14 protein-coding genes and 1 pseudogene are annotated in these 17,179 nt (G+C 40.9%); 4 read left to right on the forward strand and 11 right to left on the reverse strand.

Features of this window, described 5'->3' with window-relative positions; translation table 11 throughout:
• Both H6G77_RS32725 and H6G77_RS32730 read right to left on the reverse strand, forming a co-directional pair.
• A pseudogene (locus tag H6G77_RS32725) lies at window positions 1–1,977 on the reverse strand (SdrD B-like domain-containing protein); the annotation flags it as partial.
• Between the two features lie 593 nt (window positions 1,978–2,570).
• Window positions 2,571–5,420, reverse strand: a complete 2,850-nt coding sequence (locus H6G77_RS32730; RefSeq protein ID WP_242049384.1) for a cation-transporting P-type ATPase — start codon at window positions 5,418–5,420, stop codon at window positions 2,571–2,573.
• Between the two features lie 84 nt (window positions 5,421–5,504).
• Between H6G77_RS32730 and H6G77_RS32735 the strand changes: the two genes are divergently transcribed.
• Window positions 5,505–5,648 carry a hypothetical protein gene (locus H6G77_RS32735; RefSeq protein ID WP_190588889.1) on the forward strand — a complete coding sequence of 48 codons (144 nt, stop codon included), beginning with the start codon at window positions 5,505–5,507 and terminating at the stop codon, window positions 5,646–5,648.
• Window positions 5,649–5,755: 107 nt separating this feature from the next.
• On the opposite strand, the gene H6G77_RS32740 is transcribed toward H6G77_RS32735, so the two are convergent.
• On the reverse strand, window positions 5,756–7,267 hold the full coding sequence (locus H6G77_RS32740) for an ABC transporter permease subunit (protein WP_313954540.1): 1,512 nt from the start codon (window positions 7,265–7,267) through the stop codon (window positions 5,756–5,758).
• Window positions 7,268–7,430: 163 nt separating this feature from the next.
• On the opposite strand from H6G77_RS32740, the gene H6G77_RS32745 reads away from it, so the two are divergent.
• On the forward strand, window positions 7,431–8,186 hold the full coding sequence (locus H6G77_RS32745; RefSeq protein WP_199331734.1) for an amino acid ABC transporter ATP-binding protein: 756 nt from the start codon (window positions 7,431–7,433) through the stop codon (window positions 8,184–8,186).
• A 71-nt stretch (window positions 8,187–8,257) separates the two neighbouring features.
• Here H6G77_RS32745 and H6G77_RS32750 read toward each other — a convergent pair whose 3' ends face one another.
• Together H6G77_RS32750 and lipB are read right to left on the reverse strand one after the other, a co-directional pair.
• On the reverse strand, window positions 8,258–8,458 hold the full coding sequence (locus tag H6G77_RS32750; RefSeq protein WP_190873811.1) for a hypothetical protein: 201 nt from the start codon (window positions 8,456–8,458) through the stop codon (window positions 8,258–8,260).
• 267 nt (window positions 8,459–8,725) lie between these two features.
• Window positions 8,726–9,394: a lipoyl(octanoyl) transferase LipB gene (lipB, locus tag H6G77_RS32755; RefSeq protein WP_190873799.1), complete on the reverse strand. Its 669-nt coding sequence runs from the start codon at window positions 9,392–9,394 to the stop codon at window positions 8,726–8,728.
• 435 nt (window positions 9,395–9,829) lie between these two features.
• Between lipB and hpf the strand changes: the two genes are divergently transcribed.
• Complete coding sequence (hpf, locus tag H6G77_RS32760) at window positions 9,830–10,477, forward strand: ribosome hibernation-promoting factor, HPF/YfiA family (protein ID WP_190588882.1); 648 nt, start codon at window positions 9,830–9,832, stop codon at window positions 10,475–10,477.
• A 67-nt stretch (window positions 10,478–10,544) separates the two neighbouring features.
• Here hpf and H6G77_RS32765 read toward each other — a convergent pair whose 3' ends face one another.
• The 5 genes from H6G77_RS32765 to H6G77_RS32785 form a co-directional block, all read right to left on the reverse strand.
• Window positions 10,545–11,003: a peroxiredoxin gene (locus H6G77_RS32765; protein WP_190588880.1), complete on the reverse strand. Its 459-nt coding sequence runs from the start codon at window positions 11,001–11,003 to the stop codon at window positions 10,545–10,547.
• 56 nt (window positions 11,004–11,059) lie between these two features.
• Window positions 11,060–11,611, reverse strand: coding sequence for an acireductone dioxygenase (locus H6G77_RS32770; protein ID WP_190588873.1), 552 nt, complete (start codon window positions 11,609–11,611; stop codon window positions 11,060–11,062).
• 280 nt (window positions 11,612–11,891) lie between these two features.
• The gene (locus H6G77_RS32775) at window positions 11,892–12,341 is read right to left on the reverse strand and encodes a tellurite resistance TerB family protein (protein WP_190588871.1); all 450 of its coding nucleotides are present in this window, start codon (window positions 12,339–12,341) and stop codon (window positions 11,892–11,894) included.
• Between the two features lie 178 nt (window positions 12,342–12,519).
• Window positions 12,520–12,657: a hypothetical protein gene (locus H6G77_RS32780; RefSeq protein WP_062294792.1), complete on the reverse strand. Its 138-nt coding sequence runs from the start codon at window positions 12,655–12,657 to the stop codon at window positions 12,520–12,522.
• A gap of 778 nt (window positions 12,658–13,435) precedes the next feature.
• On the reverse strand, window positions 13,436–14,818 hold the full coding sequence (locus H6G77_RS32785) for a cobyrinate a,c-diamide synthase (RefSeq protein WP_190873800.1): 1,383 nt from the start codon (window positions 14,816–14,818) through the stop codon (window positions 13,436–13,438).
• Between the two features lie 82 nt (window positions 14,819–14,900).
• Between H6G77_RS32785 and H6G77_RS32790 the strand changes: the two genes are divergently transcribed.
• Window positions 14,901–15,650: a DUF1877 family protein gene (locus H6G77_RS32790; protein ID WP_190873801.1), complete on the forward strand. Its 750-nt coding sequence runs from the start codon at window positions 14,901–14,903 to the stop codon at window positions 15,648–15,650.
• A gap of 517 nt (window positions 15,651–16,167) precedes the next feature.
• On the opposite strand, the gene H6G77_RS32795 is transcribed toward H6G77_RS32790, so the two are convergent.
• A complete protein-coding gene (locus H6G77_RS32795; protein ID WP_190873802.1) occupies window positions 16,168–17,127 on the reverse strand; it encodes an aldo/keto reductase in 960 nt (319 codons plus the stop codon).
• Between the last annotated feature and the right edge of the window lie 52 nt (window positions 17,128–17,179).

The raw sequence follows: 17,179 nt of genomic DNA on the forward strand, positions 1-17,179 counted from the left end.
TCTAATGTGCCGTTGAATTCTCCTGATGTTAGGGTGACTGTTTGGGTTAAACCTGTGCTGGTGTTGGCATCACTGTCTAATGCGTCATTACTGCCTTGGTTGGCTGGGGAGAACATAACCTGTGGGGGCTGTAAATCTAACTTGGTAGTCGCCTGGGGTTAAGCCACTAAATTGATAGCCACCACTACTATCTGTTGTGGTTGTGGCGATGACATTGTTATTACTGGGGTTGATTAGTTCGACTGTGACTCCACCAACTCCGACTTCGCCTGTATCTTGAATGCCGTTGTTGTTGGCATCGTTAAATACGAAGTCTCCTAATGCTGCCGTTTTGTAGAACCCAGCATCAACTGTGGTGTCATTTTCTCCTGGTGACAGGTTGACTGTATCGGAGGTTAATCCATCACTATCAATGGCATCATTACTACCTACATTCCTGGGACTAATACCGTTGAAGCCTGTGGGTTGCACAAACTGGACTTGGTAATCTCCTGGTTGTAGGTTGGTGAATGAGTACAGTCCATTACCATCGGTTGTGGTTGTGGCGATGATATTCCCGGCGGCATTCAACAGGTTGACTGTGGCATTGCCAATTCCTGCTTCCCCGGCATCTTGAATGCCGTTGGCATTGCTGTCTTCAAAGACGAAATTCCCCAAACTGGCTAGGGCGACTAAGCCTGCATCTAGTGTGCCGTTGAATTCTCCTGATGTTAGGGTGACTGTTTGGGTTAAACCTGTGCTGGTGTTGGCATCACTGTCTAATGCGTCATTACTGCCTTGGTTGGCTGGGGAGAAACTATAACCTGTGGGGGCTGTGAATTTGACTTGGTAGTCTCCTGGGATTAAGCCACTAAATTGATAGCCACCACTACTATCTGTTGTGGTTGTGGCGATGACATTGTTATTACTGGGGTTGATTAGTTCGACTGTGACTCCACCAACTCCGACTTCGCCTGTATCTTGAATGCCGTTGTTGTTGGCATCGTTAAATACGAAGTCTCCTAAACTGGCTTTTCTATAGATACCTGCATCAATAGTGCGATTGAACTCATTTGGATTTAGCTTGATGATTTGTGTCTGACCTGTGAGTGGGTCAGCATCAGAATCGGTTGTATCATTACCTTGATTGGACTGTGTAAAGACAAAACCTGTTGGTAGGTTGCTAAAGGTAACTTTGTACTCTACACCAGGCACAAGAAGTGGAAATAGATAAGAACCATTGGCATCGGTGGTTGTAGCGACAGTAGTGTCATCTGCTGTACCAATTACACCATCTTTGCCGCCACCAGTGAGGGTAACAGTAACACCTGCCACACCCGCTTCATTGGCATCCTGAACGCCATTGGCATTGAGGTCTTCCCAGACAAAATCACCTAAAGCTGCCGTCTTGAGAATATTAATCGTACTTTGTGCAATATTAGTTCCAGCTTGGTTCACAGGAACAACGATAATTGCAATATCTTGAGGTGTGCCATTTTGGCTAATGCCCGGTACAAAGCCTGCGCCATTTTGAAGGGCTGCATTAACCAGCTGAGTGACTCGATTTTGATTGTATGCCCCTACTGTACTTAATATCCCGGAAGAAAAGCTGTTCTCCAGTAGAGTCCAGATAGCTACCTGTAAATCGCCGGAAGTATAGGCACCGAAACCTCCAGAAGATATTTGTCCGACAAATTTTTGATTGATTAGCCAGTTGATCTCATCTAGGTTTTCGGGTTTATCAATGATCCCTGTGGGTAACGGGTCATCATAACTAGAATAAACTTGCGCTTGGTAGGTTTGCCCCGGAACTATAGTTTGATTGGCATCAATGCAATAGGTGTCATATAGTCCATTGAGAAAATTACCGTTGCTGATTGTGAGATCCACGTAGCTTGGCCCATCACCACCAGAACCTGGAAAAGCGACTACGACATTTACATTGTTGTCTGGTAATGTTGACTTGAAAGCTTGCAATAGGTCATTAGTGAAAGACATTGAAAGGCTCCGCAAAATTAGATTCAGCGAATCTAAGCGAGTCAAGAAAGTATAAATAAATGTAGGGAACAATAGTCTCTAAAATATCATCTCAGTAATCTACGCAATTTTTTAACTTTAAATATTTTTTTAATCAAAACAACATACATTAGGGATGTCATTACACTGAGAAAATTTGTACTTGCTAAAAAAAATAGTGTATGGTATAAACTTTGTTGTGAATATATAAAAAATAATAAAGATAGTGTAGTGTATGCTTTAAACAATATGCTGGCATTACTATAAATTAATTTTATTGCCGAAAATAAACCCTACAAAAATGTGGGAATTAAACAAAATAATTTTGGCTATTTTAGTAATGTAATAGGACTTACGCAGTGAGACGAAAAACCAAGGGTTTTGGGAAGGGTATAGGGGTGTATGTGTCCAAAACTCTTATACCCCACACCCTTTAACCCTTACACCCAGTCTCCGCAGAAAATTTTTGTGCGTAAGTCCTGATGTAATTCCGATTCACCTCGTTGGTGATCTCCAGCTAGAAAATTTTTGTTATTGGTTATTGCACAATTGTGATTTTTTTTGAATTGCCCATCCTACAGGTGTTGAGTATGGTGCAAGATATCAGGATCGCTTTTATGGTTGACTTTAGCAATCATTCGCTTTCGTAGTTCGTCGGCTATTAAGATGAACGGTGGACATAACAGTAAGATTAGCCAGTAAGAGGGTTGTAAAGGTGCAGTGGAGAAGATGGTTTGTAGGGTAGGAGAATAAATAATAGAGAGGATTAAGCACCATTCCACGGCAATTCCCGCCCAAATTAAGCGGTTGCTAAAAAAGCCTAAGCGCAAAATTGAAAAGCGTTCGGAACGACAGGCAAAAACGTTACCATCTTGGCAAGCGACAATTACAGCTAAGGTCATGGTTGTGGCTTGATGATAAATCGCCATTGTGGCTGCACTGGCTGAGTGTGAGAGAATACTGGGGCTGAGGGCTTGTAATTGGGGAATATTATAGCCATTCGTCCACCAGACAAAGAAAAATCCTGCCATACCTGCTAAACCTTCCAGGAGTCCTAAAAAGCAGTAAGCACGCAGGAGTAAGGGTAAATCTAAGAGTGGCTGGGATTTTTTGCGCGGTGGTAATTCCATTGAACCGGCTTCGGGTTTTTCTGCACCTAAAGCTAGTGCAGGAATCATATCTGTACCTAAGTCAATGGCTAAGATTTGCAAAATTAACAAAGCTGGTGGTATTTTCAGAAACACCATTGCCAGGAAAGGGAGAAACTCTGCCATGTTGGAGGCGAGAATATAAGTCATAAATTTGCGGATATTTTGATATACTGCCCTACCTTGTTCAATGGCGGAGACGATAGTGGCAAAATTATCATCGATGAGAACAATATCCGCAGCTTCGCGGGCAACATCTGTACCACTGATTCCCATTGCGATGCCGATATTTGCTGCGCGTAAGGCAGGGGCATCGTTGACACCATCACCAGTTACAGCGACGATATGACCAAGGGTTTTGTATGCTTCCACTAATCTGAGTTTCTGTTCTGGCATGACTCTGGCAAATACCAAGCCAGTTTTGTGCTTGTGGAGGATTTGCCGTAATTGTGTATCTGAAAGATGTCCTAATTGTTCGCCTGTAATGATTTTAGCTTTGCCGTTGACTAAATTAATGCGATGAGCGATCGCAGCTGCTGTTAACCCATAATCACCTGTAATCATTGTCACCTGAATTCCGGCACGATGACAAAGAGCGATCGCATCCGCAACTTCTGGGCGCGGTGGGTCAATCATCGCCACTAATCCTAAAAAAGTCAAATCTTGTTCCAATAAATGATCATCTGGCTGGTTTAATTCTGCACTACCTTGACTTGTGGCTACTCCCAGAACACGATAACCTTGACTTGCTAGTTGATCATTTGCGGCGATAATTTCCTCGCGCTGGGTTTGGGTCAGTTCCGGCTTTTCACCTGTGTGCCATAAATAGCGTGAATGTTGCAATACATCTAATGGTGCGCCTTTGGTAAAAATAAGATATTGAGAATTTTCTGTATTGTCTAACGGTAAATGTCCTTCTAATAAAACCGTCATCATCCGGCGGTGGGAATCAAACGGGATTTCTCTCCTTCTGGGTGCTTGGTGTTGCAAATCTTCCAAATTTAAACCAGCTTTAATTGCGGCTACTAATAACGCGGCTTCTGTGGGATCACCCAATGCTTGCCATTGATGGGAATTGGGAGGATGATCTAACCGTGCATTAGAACAAAGCGCCGCACCAGCTAACATTAATTGCACTTGGGATTCATACTCAGGAGAGGGAATTTCTACTTCTCCCTTGGGTTCATAACCTACCCCAGTCACGTTAATTTGCGTATTAGGTATCCACAATTGGCGGACAGTCATTTCATTTTTCGTCAAAGTCCCGGTTTTGTCGGTGCAAATTACCGTTGTTGCACTAAGAGTTTCCACCGCAGATAAACGCCGCACTAAGGCATTTTTGGCAGCCATACGCTTGACACCAATGGCTAAAGCTAAACTCACAGTAGGTAATAAGCCTTCAGGGACAAATGCCACAATAATCCCAATGGCAAAAATAAAACTTTCGCGTAGTTGCATTCCCACCAGCAACTTAGTCAGGAGAAATATCACCACCCCCATACTCAAAGCAATGATAGTGATGATGTGAACGACTCTGGAAATCTGCACTTCTAAAGTGCTGGCTTCTCGTTGCACATTGGCGGTGAGACGGGCGACTTGACCAAATTCTGTATGTGTACCCGTTGCATATACCACCGCCAGTCCGCGACCGGCGGCGACGGTAGAACCTGCAAATACTAAGTTACTGGCTTCGGAAGCATGAATATTGAGTACGGTGACAGGTTCGCTAATGCGGGGAACTGGCAAAGATTCTCCGGTAAGGATGGAGACATCGACATATAAAGACTGACTTTCCACAAGTCTGGCATCGGCGGAGATTTTATCACCTTCTTCTAACTGCATCACATCGCCGCTAACTAATTCACGGGTAGGAATCACAGTTAATTTGCCATCCCGATAAACTTTGGCTTGAGAAGGTAAGATTTTTTTCAGGGCTGATAAAGCTTTTTCCGCTTGAAACTCCTGCCAAAAACTGAAAATAGCATTAATCCAAATAACTGCCCAAATTGCCCAGCCTAATTCCGGTGTTTGGGAAATAAACGCTAAAATTCCCGCCACCCACAACAGCAACGCCATAAAATGCGTTAATTGGTCAATAAAACGCAGAATTAATGGTCGGGTTTGCGGTTCGGGAAGTTCGTTATAACCAGATTGTTTTAATCTTAAATTAGCTTCTGCCTCGCTGATACCTTGGGGAGTTGTGGTGAGAGTTTTGTAGACATCTGTAGGTGTCAGCGTCCAAATATGAGAGTTTGCATGAGAATTTGCATTCATCATAAACCCATTCCTGGTCTCAGGAGCAATTTAGTTTTCGTATCTTAGATGCAGAGTTTACACCTGTTCATCTGCCTAAGAGGGCTTTTGCAAGAAAAATTATCCGCAAATGCGATCGCGCGGGAAATCAACGACCGTAAAGGTGAGGTTAATGCACTAGGCAATCTCGGTGTTGCTTACAAAGTGAAACGGTATAAGATTTGGGGGATTCTCCTCCAAACCCCCGATTGAGGGACGTAACCGTCCCCCAAACTCCCTGCAAAATCATTTTTTCGTTTTTTGTTGTGTCATTTTTATGTAACTTCTATACATTCATTTGTGGAAATGTCTCATTATGATCATATTTTCCTCTGCTGTCTAACCGGATTCATCCACACTTCTAACTTGCTAAATGCTTGGGAAGAAAGCAGTGTCAAACATAGATAAACCAAGGCTATAGCAGCGTAAATTTCAAAGGAGCGATAGTTACTAGCGATAATGAGTTGTCCTTTACGTAGCAATTCTTCAAAACCAATAACTGAAACTAAGCTGGTATCTTTTAATAAGCTAATAAATTCATTACCCAAAGGTGGAATCATCCGCCGAAAAGCTTGGGGAAAAATTACATAGCGCATTATTTCTACAGCACTTAAACCAAGTGATTCTGCTGCTTCGGTTTGTCCTGTTTCAATTGATTGAATCCCCGCGCGGACAATTTCGGCAATATAGGCGGCGCTATTCAAAGTTAAAGCAATTACACCAGCTACAAAAGGATTAAAGCTAAAGGTAAAACCAAGTTGTTGCACCAGTGCGGGTATACCAAAGTAAATCATAAAAATTTGGACTAGCAAAGGTGTGCCGCGAAAAAAATCTATATACGCTCTGGCTAACCAACGCACAGGTTTAATCTGAGAAAGGCGAATAATGCCAATTAAGGAACCACTGACTAAGCCTAAAATTACCGAAATAACTGTTATTTGGAGAGTGACAAATGCACCTTGTAACAGTAGAGGAAAAGCTCGCCAAATTACATTTAATGATGTGAATATATTAGCTTTATTTCCATTAACCTGATTTGCAAAGGGAGACTTAGCGGGTAATGATGGTGCTTCAGCCTTAAACCATTTTTTGTAGATTTGGGAATACGCGCCATTCTTGAGAATTTTATCTAAACCATCGTTAATCAGTGTTAAATTAGGCGAATTTTTCGCTGTGGCAATTCCATAATATTCTTCTGTGAGCAATTGTTGAATAATTTTAATCCCTTGCAAGTTACCTGTATTAATGGCATATAACGTCACAGGTGCATCATTAATGACTGCATCCACATTCCCATTGACTAATTCTTGCAAAGCTAAAGGTGCAGAATCAAAACTGCGAATCTGCACACCGGGAATACTTTTGGCTTTTTCTGCACCTGTTGTCCCAATTTGGACGGCTAGTTTTTTATTCTTGAGACTATCTAAATTAGTAATATCTTGATTGTTGTTACGAACTGCGATCGCTAACCCCGCCTTAAAATAAGGACGGGAAAAATCAACTGTTTTGGTGCGTTCTGCGGTAATTGTAATGGAACTTATCGCCGCATCGATGGTTTTAGCTTGGACTGCGGGGATAATCCCATCAAAAGGAATGCTTTGAAAATTTACTTTAAAATTAGCAGCAGAGGCGATCGCATTCATCAAATCATAAGAAAAACCCTGCAATTCTCCATTTGGGCTTTTAAACTCAAACGGCGGAAAGGCTGGTTCAGTTGCTACTCGTAAAGTTTTGCCAATGCTATCATTCACACTACAGCCAGTTAGTAAGACACAACTCACACTAACCACAAACAACCAGCGCCACCAACGCCTAAAATTTAATCTAATAATATGTCTGAGAAGTATTAAATATTTTGCTTGATCCCCCCTAGCCCCCCTTAAAAAGGGGGGAAAATGAATCAAAGTCCCCCTTTTTAACGGGGATTTAGGGGGATCTATAGGTTTCAAATACAACATCAGAAAATTTTCCTAATCATCTTATTTATAATGGGCTATGAAAAATTCTAACCCTATCATTATTTTTGAAAATATTGAAAAAAACTTTGGTTCCCTCAAAGTTCTTAAAGGAATCACTGGCGAAATTCAGTCAGGGGAAGTTGTGGCGGTGATTGGTACCTCTGGTTGTGGTAAAAGTACCTTACTGCGATGCTTCAATCGCCTGGAACGTATTGATCACGGTTCTTTGGTAGTGAATGGGATTGAATTATCACAATCTCATTTCAACAGTCAACAACTGCGCCAACTCCGTACCCAAGTCGGGATGGTTTTTCAACAATTCAATTTATTTCCTCACCTCAGCGTCTTGGAAAATCTCACACTTGCGCCGCGTAAAGTTTTAGGCAAAACCGCCAAAGAAAGCGCCCAACTCGCAGGGTTATATTTAGAAAAAGTTGGTTTATTTGATAAAGCCTCGGCTTATCCCGAACAACTATCTGGTGGACAAAAACAAAGAGTTGCGATCGCTCGTAGCTTATGTATGAATCCCCAGATTATGCTATTTGATGAACCTACCAGCGCCTTAGATCCCGAACTTGTCGGTGAAGTTTTACAAGTGATGCAGCAATTAGCCGCCGAGGGAATGACAATGGTAGTCGTCACTCATGAAATGCAATTTGCCAAAGAAGTTGCCCATCGGGTGATATTTATGGATCAAGGCATAGTAGCAGAACAAGGCGCAGCTTACGAAGTGATCACAAATCCAAAAAGCGATCGCCTACGTACCTTCCTTAGCCGCCTCTATGAAGTGTGAAGTCTGAAGTATGAAGTATGAAATTTTATTCATTCTCCTACCTTTTACCTTTTGACCAATGACTAATAACTCTACAAATATTCCCGCAAGAAATCAAATGGATCATCTTCCCAACAAGGTTCAGGTGTCCTCAAGTGCAAATTTTTGTTGATGTCGGCTTCAATTTCGTCGCAGTCTTCCCTGTCAAATAGTTCTATCAACGCTTTCCAGTCGCGCTGTCTCAGGGAATTTAACGCAGGTGCATACATCTGAAAATTAATTAGGGAGTTCACACGCAAAATTTGAGTTGAGTTGTGTACTGAATTTGTCGCCTGACTAGTAAACCACCATATTTTAACTTGGTATATGTAGATCCAATACGATTCAATTGCTCAATTATTAATCGGTTGATCTTGGTTGTAGAAGTCGTCAAGTTTGCACCCTTACACCCTGGACATTTAATAATCTGTCTTTCACTGAACACAAGAATCGATGGCTACTAAGTAGTATTTCAAACAAAATCAACTGATCCCAGGAAAAAATGATTAAATTGCAATTATTTATGTAAACTCAATCACATCAACACCAAATACATCTGCGAAACATTGCACAATATGAGGACGCACTTGTTCGCAGGTAATATCAGGAATCCACTCTGCTAGACTGGCGACTGGTTTATCTGCAATACCGCAGGGGACAATATATTGAAAGCCAGTCATATCAGGACAAACGTTTAACGCAAAACCGTGCATCGTAATCCAACGGCTGACTTTAATGCCGATCGCTGCAACTTTGCGATTTTCTAACCATACACCAGTAAAATCGGGGATGCGATCGCCCGCCAAACCATAAATAGCCAACACCCGAATAATCACTTCCTCTAGTTGACGCAAGTACCAATGCAAATCTTTACGATGGCGGTGCAAATTTAAAATTGGATACCCCACCAATTGACCAGGACAATGATAAGTCACTTCGCCACCACGCTCAATTCTGTGAACTTCAAAATCACTGTGATCAAGGTCAAACTTGAGAAATTCTGGGGTTGCACCTTGTCCCAAAGTATAGACAGGCGGATGTTCTAGCAAGATTAACACATCATCGAGGCTGGGGTCTTGAATGCGTTCTGCAAGAAGCGATCGCTGCCATGCGTGTGCATCTGTGTAAGACATCAATTTTTTGTCATATAACAAACAACGCTTCTCTAGCGGTCTACTACTACGAATCATGCCAAAAATCAACTGAAGGAATAATGAAATATATTGCAACTTTGATCGTTGCAAGCAACAATTGTCAAGCTTTGCAAAGGATTTTAAAGGAACGTCAAGGGAACCTGCTATAGAAAATACAAAGTGCTAGTTTGAATATATAAATAACCGCAACGGTCTTAGGAGGAATTCTCTGCAATAAGCATCACGCCAAAATAAGAGGAAAGAATGAACTGGCTGATGACTCTAAGAATTAAGATACAAGCGCAGACATCCACTGCGGATATCAATACAAGGGAACGCGTGAAAATTGAAAGCAATAAATTATTTAGAGCCAACTCAGCAGTATATCAAACTAAAAAACTTGTTTTGGCAACAGTCATAGACCTTACCGCAACTTACTTTCACACAAAACAAACTCACATCACACATCACATATAGAGCGGGAGAGTTTACATGAAGCTTGTCATCCACGGCAAAAATATTGAAATCACCGAAGCAATTAGGGATTACGTGCATCAAAAGATAGAAAAAGCGGTTAGTCACTTTCAGAACATTACAAATGAAGTGGATGTCCACCTAAGCGTAGCTCGCAATCCCCGAATTAACCCGAAACAAGCAGCCGAAGTCACTATCTATGCAAATGGAAGTGTCATCCGTGCCGAGGAAAGCAGCGAAAACTTATACGCCAGCATAGATTTAGTAGCAGATAAAATTGCGCGACAATTACGCAAATATAAAGAAAGGCGACAAGACAAGAAAACTCAAAGTCAACCAACAAACGAAGTAGTCGTCCCAGAACCAGTAATACCAGATTTAATCGGCGATCGCACCCCCGAATTACCCAGCGAAGTCGTCCGTACAAAATATTTTTCCATGCCACCAATGACTCTCACTGAAGCATTGGAACAATTACAACTCGTGGGACACGACTTTTATATGTTCCGTAACGCCGAAACTGGAGAAATTAACGTGATTTACGAACGCAACCACGGCGGTTACGGTGTCATTCAACCCCGCAACAATAACGGCCATACTAACGGTAAAAACGGTAAGGTTTCCCTCAATAACATCATCCAGGAGAAATCACCCTCACTTAAATAAAGAGTGTTGAGTGCCGTACACTGAGCGAAGTCGAAGTGTACAGCACTCATTACTCATTACTCATCACTCACTTGCTGAGAGTTTGCAAAGTCTTCAATGCTTCTGTAACATGCCCTTGAAAGTTCAGCATGGAATCAAACACATACTGCACAACTCCCTGCTGATCAATCACATAGGTGACACGTCCAGGAAATAAACCAAAAGCCGCCGTCGCACCATATTGCTTACGTACTTGGTCGCCTTTGTCACTTAAAAGAATAAACGGTAAATTATATTTAGCGGCAAACTTCTGGTGAGATTCGCTAGAATCACCACTGACACCAATCACTTCCGCGCCAGCATCTTTAAACACTTCATATTGGTCGCGGAAAGCACAAGATTCGGCTGTACATCCAGGTGTATCGTCTTTGGGATAAAAGTATAGTACAACAGCTTTTTGACCACGGTAGTCTTTTAAGCTGACTGTTGTACCATTTTGAGCAGGTAAGGTGAAATCAGGAGCAATGTCTCCAACTTTAACAGCCATAGGTATTTATAGAATTGCGATCGCATCTTTTTAACTATGAATGATATTACGATAAATTACGGCTGCTGGCGTGCATCACTTAACTGCGTACCTGTGTAATTGGGTAGCCAACCCTCGGCTGAAGTGAAATAGCGCACAGCTTTAAAATTTAACGATGCTGTCAAACTACACCAATGCTCCACACCTGCGGGAATAGAAATATAGTCTTGAGATTGCACTAACAACTGGACTTGGCTACCATCTGGTCTGACAAAGCCAAAAATCATTTCTCCTGCTAAGACATACAGTGGTTCAGCCGCAGTATGAGTATGATAACGACTGTAAGTATCAATCAACATCTGAAGATTCGGCACACCTGGATGCACATTCAGCAAGTCACACCAGAGAGAACCGTTTTCTTGTTGGAGACATTCAAACACACCGTTATGCAACTCAACAATGTATTGCTTTTCTAAAGCTGTCAAAACATCCTGTTCTAAAAGATTTGTAAACAGTAGTGACGTTCCAGGGTCATAGTGCTTGAGATGTACACCAATAGGCGCAAGTTCACGCAATATCTCACTGAAATCGCTTTCGACTGTACCATCTTCTAGTAATAGGATTGCCATGACAAAAAACTTAATAATTAACTTTTAAAAACAGTATACTCAAATTTGCAGCAATAAGCCACTATTGCCCATCGATATACTGTGGTATTCACCTGAGTTATATAACTATAAACTCATATATAACCATACACTAAAACTAGAATTTAAATTATACTAGCCAATGGCAACAAATCATATTAACGGGAGAATATGTAACTTAGTTTTAAGCAGCCAAATCTATAACTTGAACTAAATCAAGTTAGAGAAAATTCCCATTGATATGCGTTAGACTACGTGAAACTCATTCGCTTTGATTCTTCACCATTAAAACTTGCAAGATTTTAATCGCGTTATCGCGTGGAATATCTAAAGCCAGATACAAGTCATTTAAAAAATTTTTTTCTTCTTCAGTAACTACGGTTTCAGTCATTACCAAATCAGCCGCAACCGCAAAAGCTACTTCTCGCAATTCTGGCGATAAAGATTCTTTAGCTGCATTAAAGAGAGCATTAAAACCATCACACCGCAGAATATTTAGGTTTTTTTCTAACAGTTTTTTGATAAATTCTTCAGGATAACTGCTAAAAAGCTTAAGCCGTGACAATACAGCAGAAATATTATGCACTTGCTGTTCTGAAAGTACAGCATCTGAGGTCACTGCAACCAAAGCAATAGCGGCAAAAGCTTCAGCTGATGTCAACTTTTCTGAGGCTTGGTTTTCTTTGCCCAAGATTTTGTCTACTAAATTCATGTGTGTTGCTCCTGGATTTTTGTCTCAGTAGCGCACAGTCACCTGGATGTTTTGGACTTGCAGGTAATTCTGCAACGCTGTGAGACTTTCACAATTTAGTGTTCCCAGGATTTCTTGACGGTGAACACCTACTTGCGCTTTGTGGTTTTTGGCAAGTAGTACACCTTATGGCGATAAATTAGCGTTCTCCTGTTTTTTCAATTGTTTCTATCACTGCTAACCCTATACCAGACGCTGCGATTAGCAGGACAGCTGATAACAAATAGGCGTTAGTAAGCATCCGCAGGGCATCATCAAAAAAAATATAGGTGGTCATTGCATCACCTTTGAACTCTGTGTGGCTAGTAGTACTTATTTTTCAACACGCTGACTATAGTTCCCGTTGAAAAATTCCTAGCAATTGCATCTTAACAAAACTTTAGCTCCTTCATCAGAGTTTTCTAAGTTTTTCTTTCTGAAGATTGTGTGAATTTCAGCATAATTTGGTAAATAAAACTACGGAAAATTTTTCCTGTAGAAAATTATGCTATGTTCATCACCGCGAAATTGGCTATTGAATTAGTAAATTAAATAACATATAGCCTGCCTTTTTCGATAATATCTCTCTAGCGAAGAGCAAAAAAGCCCTTATTTTTCAAGCAACATAGACTGCAATATTCAATATATTGTCAATTGCATACTGGTGAGAAAAGTTTTTGTAAATTAATTTTTAATTTTTAGCTATTTTTTCAATATTTTTTTTGATTAGTTCATTACTACTAGGGATGCAAAAACTGATGAAAGTGCTAGTTGTAGTTAATCGCCCAATTTGGTAAAGAATTGTAAAGGTCAACAGATGGATTTTCATACCATTTGGGTTTGCAGTTGCTCAATTACATCTGCACTTTCATCACAGCTTACGGGTTAGGATTAGCCTGGGTCGTGAGTATGTTGTTTTATCCAGGTGCAAAGTTATTGGGTTTGAGTTATTGGGATGCGTTAATGAAATGTAAGGCTCCATTCAATCAGGTGCGTTACGGCTAAATTTCCCATCTCTGACACGCTCAAGTCTTGACATTGCCTTAACACATCCTACTCAACTTCAACTTAATCTTTTAATTTTTACATTGTTGAATAAATCGCTGGGGAATTTCTGTACTAGCTCCCCAGTGTAAATGTATGTATGAAGCGTGAAGATTAATCGGTAAATTCCAGCCTTCAAAGCCCGTATTTTCATCGCAATCGTAGCGATAAGTATCAAACAGTGGTTGATGAGAATTGGCTTTTAAAGTCGAGCGATGAAATTCATGTCCGTAAACATTTGTTCCGACATTTACTAATAAACTATCTTGTAAAGCTATGGCTCGACGATAACCCAGTGTTAAGCGTTTATCCATACAAGCAGATGTGGGAATTATCCCCACCATTGGGTAAGATTTACCCTCAAAATCAATGATTTCTTGACACAAATACATCAAGCCACCACATTCAGCAATTGTTGGCATTCCTTGGAGAATCGCTGTTTTTACGGCTTGCAAAACATTGGTATTTTTGGTTAATTGTTGAGCAAATACTTCTGGGAAACCACCACCAAAATACATTCCTTGAATATTTGGTGGTAATTCTGCATCTTCTAAAGGACTCCAAAAAACTAACTCTGCACCCAATTTTTGCAATAAGTCGAGATTATCTTGATAATAAAAATTAAAAGCGCGATCGCACGCAACCGCAACCCTGACTTTACTGAGTGCTGAGTGCTGAGTGCTGAGTGCTGAGTGGGGAGTGCTGAGTGCTGAGTGCTGAGTTTTGAGTAAAGGTAATAAACTTTGCCAGTCAAAGCAAGTATCACCTAAATCTGCGAGACGTTCTATAACTGCATCTAATTCACTGAGTTCGGCTGTGGGGACTAAACCAAGATGGCGGTCAGGAATTGTAATATTATCTTGACGACGCAGCACACCGAGAATCGGCAATTGTAGAGATTTTAGAGCATCTTTGAGTAAAGAAAGATGGCGATCGCTCCCCACGCGATTCAGCACTAAACCAGCTATTTTAATTTTAGGGTCAAAGGTACAATAACCGTGAGCGATCGCGGCTACAGAACCCGATAACCGACTGCAATCAATTACCAACACCACAGGTAAATCGAGTAATTGTGCAATATGCGCTGTACTAGCAAAAGTGAAGGGGTGTACAGTATTTTCTTCCCGACTCCCTATTCCATCAAATAACCCCATCACCCCTTCAACCAAAGCATATTCACTCGCTTGGCTGTGATGGCGAAAACATTGCTGAACGTAAGCTTCACTAGTCAGCACTGGGTCTAAGTTGCGACAAGCAAGGCCAGTCACATACTGATGAAACATTGGGTCAATGTAGTCTGGCCCCACCTTGAAAGATTGTACTTGACCACCACGACGGCATAAAGATGCCAAAAGGGTGAGTGTGACTGTTGTCTTACCCACCCCACTACGTTCACCTGCAATTACTAAAGCCATTGAAAAAAACTACTGTGTACTATAGTTTAACTTGCGATCGTACTTATTAGAATTGAATATAAATCAATTTCAAAGTTATTTTATGGGAATAACAGGTGAAATAAAAAAAATTTCTTCATCAACATTGGATTTATTTATCAAAGACCCATATCTTGTTGATGCGTTTTTTGATGCTAAATACTTGCCAGAATCCCCTTACTGGCAAAGAGAGCCTTATTGGACAGGAGAATATGCTGAAGTAGCAAAACAAAATGCTAGAGCAATATTTGGTAATACACCTGCTGGTAGAAGCAAACAGTGGAAAAATACTTATGATTGGCAAGCCTTAGAAGAATTGTTTCTTTCTGAGTGGGAAAATCCCGAATTAGATTTAGATAAATCTTGGGAAGAAATAACATTTTTATTAGCAGGTTATATTGCAACTTATTACAATACACCTCAAGGCAAAATTCCTGAATTAATAGTTGAAAAGGGATACGAAAAAGATTTCTTACCATTTCTAGTCATCAAAAATTCCCAGTGGGATGGTAAACCTTTAGTTAACGCCTTTGGTGCTGGTAAAGACCTCTATTTTGACAGAGACTATGGGCCAGTTAGATATCTGCAAGCAGGTGATGAAGTTGGGCAAATTCTGGATGGTTTATTAGAACTTTCTCAAGAAGGATTTAAAAATCGTTTTATAAAAGAGTCGCAGAAGCCAAACCCTGTACCTTGGATTGACTGGTCAGATGAAGAAATGATTGATTACATGACAGATTACTACAATGAAATTGTTGATTACTATGAAACTGCTGTTAAAGAGCAAAAAGCACTGCTACTCTATTTAACCTAGATTGCTAATTGAAAATCATAGCTAAAAACATCAAAACCTGGTCAACGATGACCAGGTTATTGGGAATTCACAGGTTTCAAATTTTTTAAAATTAGCTAAACAATTGAGAGAGTAAACAACTAAGGTGGACTTAATAACTAGCAACTTCAGCAATCTTTGTTTTTCCGCTTTGGGATTTGGCTCTGCCTTTTGTATGCTTTGGCTTTCACCACATTTAATTAGGGCTTGCTGAAAATTTGCTTGGGCTGCTGACGGGAGACATCAGAGTCATTTGCCCTTTTGGTTTGGTTGGAATCTGTTTGATGTCTTGTTATTCAATTTAGCACTTACCTAAGAAACAGCAACTAGTAGTTTACTAAAGTTGACATTTTGTTTATTCTTGCAATCTTTGTTGTTATTTTGTAGGACTTACGCACCAAAATTTTCTGTGGTGATTGGGTGAAAGGGTATGGGGTGTAAGGGTTTTGAATACCTACACCCTGACACCCTTCTTTCAAACCTTAATTATCAACTCAGCTTACCAATTCCACATAACTGGGTTGTCATCTAAATGATCGGTGACAATTCGTCCAATAGAGTCGATTTCGGCGATTTCTTCAGAGGAAAGTTTGACATCGGCGGCTTTGGCGTTGTCTTGTGCTTGTTCGGGATAACGTGCGCCTGCGATCGCATTGGCTTGGGGTTGGGCAATTAACCAAGCTAATGCTAACTGTGCCAAGGTAGAATTATGGCGTTCGGCTATGGGGCGGAGTTTATCTAAGGCTTGGTGAGCGCGTTCAAAGTTTTCGCCCTGAAATAATTTATTCTTGGCGCGGTTGTCTTCTGGGGCAAATTTTTGGCCGCGAGTAAATTTACCTGTTAATAATCCTTGGGCTAAGGGTGAATAAGCCAAGATAGAAATTTGATTTTCGATACAATAGGGCAGAGCATCTTTTTCCACCGACCGCCAAAATAGGGAATATGGGGGTTGCAAGCTATCAATTCGTCCATATTGTGATGCTTCTGCCAATTGTGCGCCAGAAAAGTTAGAAACCCCAATTGCTCTAATTTTTCCTTGCTGTTTTAGCTCATTTAAAGCGTTCATCGTTTCGGCGATGGGGACGATTTCGCTGTTAAAGGCACCCGCAGGCCAATGAATTTGATAAAGGTCGATATAATCGGTTTTGAGGTTTTTTAACGAGCGATCGCAAGCCTCAATCACTTGATCATACTTGAGATGGTTGGCAAAAACTTTTGTGGCATACTGTACTTGGTCGCGCACATCTGATAAAGCTTCGGCTACAATGCGCTCAGAATGACCTTCACCATAAACTTCTGCTGTGTCAACGGTTGTGATTCCGGCTTCAAAGGCGGCGCGAATGGCTTTAATCGAGTCAGCGTCTTCAATTCCCACCCACATCTTTTTGCCAGCTTGCCAAGTTCCAACAATAATGGGTGTGATTTCTACGGCAGATGTACCTAATTTTCGCTTTTCCATAATGGTTGTCTCATTACATTTCCCCGGATAGTTTCATACTTTAACGGTCTTA

The sequence above is a fragment of the Aulosira sp. FACHB-615 genome (assembly GCF_014698045.1).
GTDB lineage: Bacteria > Cyanobacteriota > Cyanobacteriia > Cyanobacteriales > Nostocaceae > Nostoc_B.

Coding starts and splice junctions, on each gene's coding strand:
- hpf (WP_190588882.1), top strand. CDS start 9,830: ATGAAGCTTGTCATCCACGGCAAAAATATTGAAATCACCGAAGCAATT.
- H6G77_RS32745 (WP_199331734.1), top strand. CDS start 7,431: ATGAAAAATTCTAACCCTATCATTATTTTTGAAAATATTGAAAAAAAC.
- H6G77_RS32795 (WP_190873802.1), bottom strand. CDS start 17,127: ATGGAAAAGCGAAAATTAGGTACATCTGCCGTAGAAATCACACCCATT.
- H6G77_RS32775 (WP_190588871.1), bottom strand. CDS start 12,341: ATGAATTTAGTAGACAAAATCTTGGGCAAAGAAAACCAAGCCTCAGAA.
- H6G77_RS32785 (WP_190873800.1), bottom strand. CDS start 14,818: ATGGCTTTAGTAATTGCAGGTGAACGTAGTGGGGTGGGTAAGACAACA.
- H6G77_RS32730 (WP_242049384.1), bottom strand. CDS start 5,420: ATGATGAATGCAAATTCTCATGCAAACTCTCATATTTGGACGCTGACA.
- H6G77_RS32770 (WP_190588873.1), bottom strand. CDS start 11,611: ATGGCAATCCTATTACTAGAAGATGGTACAGTCGAAAGCGATTTCAGT.
- H6G77_RS32790 (WP_190873801.1), top strand. CDS start 14,901: ATGGGAATAACAGGTGAAATAAAAAAAATTTCTTCATCAACATTGGAT.
- H6G77_RS32780 (WP_062294792.1), bottom strand. CDS start 12,657: ATGACCACCTATATTTTTTTTGATGATGCCCTGCGGATGCTTACTAAC.
- lipB (WP_190873799.1), bottom strand. CDS start 9,394: ATGATTCGTAGTAGTAGACCGCTAGAGAAGCGTTGTTTGTTATATGAC.
- H6G77_RS32765 (WP_190588880.1), bottom strand. CDS start 11,003: ATGGCTGTTAAAGTTGGAGACATTGCTCCTGATTTCACCTTACCTGCT.